Here is a 4,275-nt window from a genome sequence, read left to right as displayed (position 1 = left end):
CGCCAGCACGAGCGCACGCGCTACCCGCACCGTGAGCAGCGCGGTAGCGTCCCGGGTCGCGCGCACCCTCCCCCCATGGTCATCGGTGAGCCGCGCGACCTGTTCGGACCACAGGCGATTGAACGCGAGATCATCCGGTGCGGAACGGCTCGTCAGCGTCCCGTCCGCCGCTACCACCCCGTAGCCGACGGCGCTACCGGGATGGTCATCCCCCGCCCGGACTGCGTCATACCGGTCCGCCCACGGGCCAGCAACCACCCGCCCGTCCACCACCGTCCAAAACGCCGGAACCAACGCCCGATCATGGCGGGCACGCGGTCCGCGCGTCGCATCCTGCAAGGGATCGGTGCGCCCCGCATGCGGCACGGTCGGCACCCACCCGCCGGACGCGAGGGGACCGTCCGGGACGGTCGGCGCGTCGTTCCCGGCGGTCGGGAACGGAAGCGGACGGAAGACCAGCGCGACGTGATGCCGGTCCCCACGGAAGTCCCGGTACACCGCACCGGACGGCAGATCAGCGCACGCGGCCATCAAATCATCCGGATCCGCACCGGGCAGGATCATCAGATGCCGGTCACCGGTCGACGCGGGAAGCACGTAGGCCAACGGGCGGTCGTCATACGGGGTGCGCTCGTCATCAGGCACGATAGGCATGGGTCTTCGACTCCTGCTGGATTCAGGGGATGGGGATCAAGGCCCCGGGTTGGCGTTGGCCCGCCAACCCGGGAGCCGCTTACAACGGCCGGTCCGGCCGTCCGGTCATGGGGACCGTGCTTAGGGGACCCCGCTACGGGGTCGTGGGGGGCATGTCCGCCGTGCCCCTCGGGTCCACGCGGGTGGGGGGTGGGGTGACCAGCGCGTACCGGGCAGGGATCATCCCGCCACCCTGACCGAGACCACCGTGCGCAGCTCGGGTCTTCACCACCACGCTCGCGGCTTCCCATTTTTTCACCCGTGGGTACACCCACGAATAGGACATGCCGGTGTCGGCGCACAGTTCTTTCACCGTCCGTCCCTCGGGTGTGGCGAGGGACCGCCGAAGCACGGTTTCCGGGTCCGGTAGAGCCGGTATTTCCTTGCCCGTGCCTTCCCAGTCGAACCGCGCCACACTGTGATCTCCGTAGCGGACAGGTAGCCGCAGAATCAGAAGCGGAAACGCGGTGCGGATCATGGTCCGTAGGGCCTCAAAGTCTTCGTCCGCTTCCGCTTCCGTCCACCGTGCTTCTATGTCCTGCGTCAGCGTCCGTGGGTCGGCGGGGATATCCAAGGCAGACAGCTTTGTCTGTAGTTCCTCTATCTTCGCTGTGATCGGCTTCATGGCCCGGTCGACCCGGGCCACCGTCCATGCCCCTGTTTTCTCCGACAATTCGTCTGCTTGCTTATTCCAATGGGCAAGCTCGCTTTCTGTACTGAGACGTTCGCGGTTCGCGGTGTCCGCACGCTCGGCAATGTCCGCCGCGAATCGCGGATCCGACAGGCGTGCGATCACCGCTGTCCGTACGGCATCCTCCGCTACCCGCGCGTCAATGTAGTTACCGCATCCGATCGCCACGTCGACGTGGCAACGGTAGGCCCGTTTCACCTTCCCGTCCGGGTAGGGTGGTAGATGAACGTTCTTCCGGCCGTACAGTTTTGAACCGCACGGGCAGCGCAGCAGACCCGACAGGACGTGCCGCTGTCCCGCCGGACGGCCCGGCCGCCGCGAGGCCAACAGCGCGCACATCAGCCTCCAATCCTTCTCGGACACCACCGGGTCGAACCCACGGCGATTCCCGACCGCATCACCCTCCACCATGATGACACCCGCCAACGCCGGACGGATCAGCGTGTTTACCAGGGTTTTACGTGTCCACAGATTACCGTTCACCGTACGCACCCCACGCCGGTTCAACTCCGCAGCAAGCGGGGCCACCTTGATTTCACCGGCAAGCAAACGCCGGTAGCATTCCCGGACCACCGCCTGTTCCGCGTCTAGCACCGCCCTCTCCACCGGCGTACGGAGATCGCCCGGTTCCCACCCCGACGGGGCAGGAAGAAACCCGGGCATCCCAAAACCCCGACCGCCACCATGCGGATTACGCCCACGGGCCGCTTTCCGCCGGTTTCCCCTACGCACCCGCTCACTGATCTTGTCGGACTCAGCGGCGGCATCCACCATTTCTTTGCGGAAAATCCGCCTGCCTTCCGCCGTATTCAGATCATACTCTCCAGCGGACGACCAAATAAGCCGTCCTGCCCGTGCGGCTTCGACAAGCCGCTCACCCTCCATAATCTTGCGGGAAAACCGGGTCACATCAAGAACCCACACCCCCTGAGCTTCCCCGCTTTCCAACCGGGCCATAAGCCGGTCCCATTGCGGCCGGGCAACCTTCGGGTTCCACGCGCTTTTCGCATCGTCCCGCCATATCCGGCCCAGCACACCACCCCGCCGGGCGATGTCCGTCTTACCCATGTCGATCTGTTCATCGACGTTGATCACAGAGCCGTCGTCACGGTACGACAGCCGACCGTAGACGTCGATCACCGGCCGGTCGTCGTCACCGCTGTCCGTCCCGCCTGCAAGCGGTCCCTCTCGCGTCGTTGCCATGTCTCGATATTAGAATCGTCCCCAGCCTCTGGACGCGGACCCTGGCCAATGTGACGATCGGTCTGTCCGGCCGCGACGTCGCCGAACGCGGACGGGCGGCGCTCGCGGAGGTCGGGCTGGCCGGGCGGGAACAGTCCTGGCCGGTGACCCTGTCCGGCGGTGAGGCACAGCGGGTCGCGCTCGCCCGGGCGCTGGTCCGGGAGCCGGACCTCGTCATGCTCGACGAACCGTTCGGGGCCCTCGACGCCCTGACCCGGATCAGGATGCACGCCCTGCTCCAGCAGCTGTGCCGTCGTCACCGGCCGGCGGTGCTGTTCGTCACGCACGACGTCGACGAGGCGATCCTGCTCGCGGACCGGGTGCTCGTCCTCACCGAGGGACGGCTCTCCCTCGACGTTCCGGTCGATGTGGCGTCCCCTCGGCGACGGACCGACCCCGCCTTCGACCGGCTGCGTTCCACGCTGCTGGCCGAGCTCGGTGTCGACGAACTCGCCGAAGGCGATCACTGACCCGCCGCCGTCGAGCGGGCGATCTCGGGTCCGGTGGTCTGCGCCAGCAACGGCATGGTCGACGCGATGACGGCGAGGGAGGCGACGAGTCCGGTGATGACGAGCAGGTAGTACCCGGCTCCGGGTGGATGGAGGGCCTCGTCGAGCTGCGCGCGCAGGAAGAGCTGGGCCGCGAGCAACCCGGATCCGGCGGAAACGGCGGCCGTGAGCATGAGCGGGGCGACCGTTTCCAGGATGACAACATGCCTCAGCACCGTGAGTGGCGCGCCGGCAAAGCGCAGGAGGCTGAACGGGCGTTTGCGGTCGGCCAGGCCGCTGGCGACGCTGACCACCAAGCCACAACCGGCGATGGGCAGGCTGGTGAGAATCACGACGTCCGCCAGCCGCCGGTAACTGTCAAGATGCCACGAGCTCTGGGCGTCGGCCTCCGCGAAGGTCACGGGCGGAAACGTTCTCGGGTAGGCGATTCCGAGGATGGTACGGACCCGTTCGACCGCAGCCGTCGACCCGTCCGTGGCGACGACGATCTCCTCGAGGGGAAGCCGGTCCAACTCGGTGACGGACGTCCCGGCCGCCGGCCACGTGGTGTCGGCCATTGGCGAAGCCACGTCGACCACCGAGCCGCCCACGCGGAGCCGGATGGTCACGGCCTCGGCGCCGGCCGGGCAGCGACCGAGCGTCGGGACGCGGGCAAGCTGGGCACAGGAGACTAGTTCGGGCGGCAGGTATTCACGCGGATCGGAGCCGGGAGCGGCGTGGATCAGCGCGATCCCCATGACGCCTGAGGCCGAGGCCAGCGCTCGAGTCGTGGCGGAGGGGATCGAGCTGGTCGTGTTCATCGCGGCCGGGCCGTCCCTCAGCGTGGCGACAACGGTCGCGTCGCCCGCGGCCTGCCCACCGGTAGTGCCGCCGTTGTACGCGACGATGGTGGTGATGATCCCGGTCGCGCACGTGCTGACGAACAGGGCGAGCACCAGCCCGCCGATCGCGCGAAAGCCCGCCTGAGGGTTGTCGGCCAGACGACGCGCGGCGATGAGGGTGGCCGCCCGCCTGGCGCGTCAGGCCATCAGCCGGGCGCTGGCCATCGTCAGCCAGGGTCCGGCGATGATCATCCCGGCCATGGTCACCAGGATCCCGGCCAGGAAGACGACGGCCTGGGTGTGGGTGCTGGTCTTGGTG

Annotated in this window: 3 protein-coding genes and 1 pseudogene; 1 reads left to right on the top strand and 3 read right to left on the bottom strand. The window is 67.8% G+C overall.

Annotation, left to right across the window (positions count from 1 at the left end; translation table 11 throughout):
* Together AC08OP_RS21620 and AC08OP_RS21615 are read right to left on the bottom strand one after the other, a co-directional pair.
* On the bottom strand, nt 1-654 hold a 654-nt coding region (locus AC08OP_RS21620), incomplete at its 3' end, for a hypothetical protein (protein WP_476615855.1).
* 133 nt (nt 655-787) lie between these two features.
* Complete coding sequence (locus AC08OP_RS21615) at nt 788-2,524, bottom strand: recombinase family protein (RefSeq protein WP_476615854.1); 1,737 nt, start codon at nt 2,522-2,524, stop codon at nt 788-790.
* Nucleotides 2,525-2,616: 92 nt separating this feature from the next.
* Between AC08OP_RS21615 and AC08OP_RS21610 the strand changes: the two are divergent.
* A pseudogene (locus AC08OP_RS21610) lies at nt 2,617-3,096 on the top strand (ABC transporter ATP-binding protein); the annotation flags it as partial.
* Here AC08OP_RS21610 and AC08OP_RS21605 read toward each other — a convergent pair.
* On the bottom strand, nt 3,090-4,070 hold the full coding sequence (locus AC08OP_RS21605) for an FtsX-like permease family protein (protein WP_476615853.1): 981 nt from the start codon (nt 4,068-4,070) through the stop codon (nt 3,090-3,092). The pseudogene AC08OP_RS21610 and the gene AC08OP_RS21605 sit on opposite strands and share 7 nt — an antisense overlap.
* Nucleotides 4,071-4,275 lie beyond the last annotated feature (205 nt).

The organism is Frankia sp. CeRuru1 (genome assembly GCF_977966315.1).
Note: the sequence above shows the minus strand (reverse complement) of the source record. Positions and strands in the feature narration are given on the sequence as shown.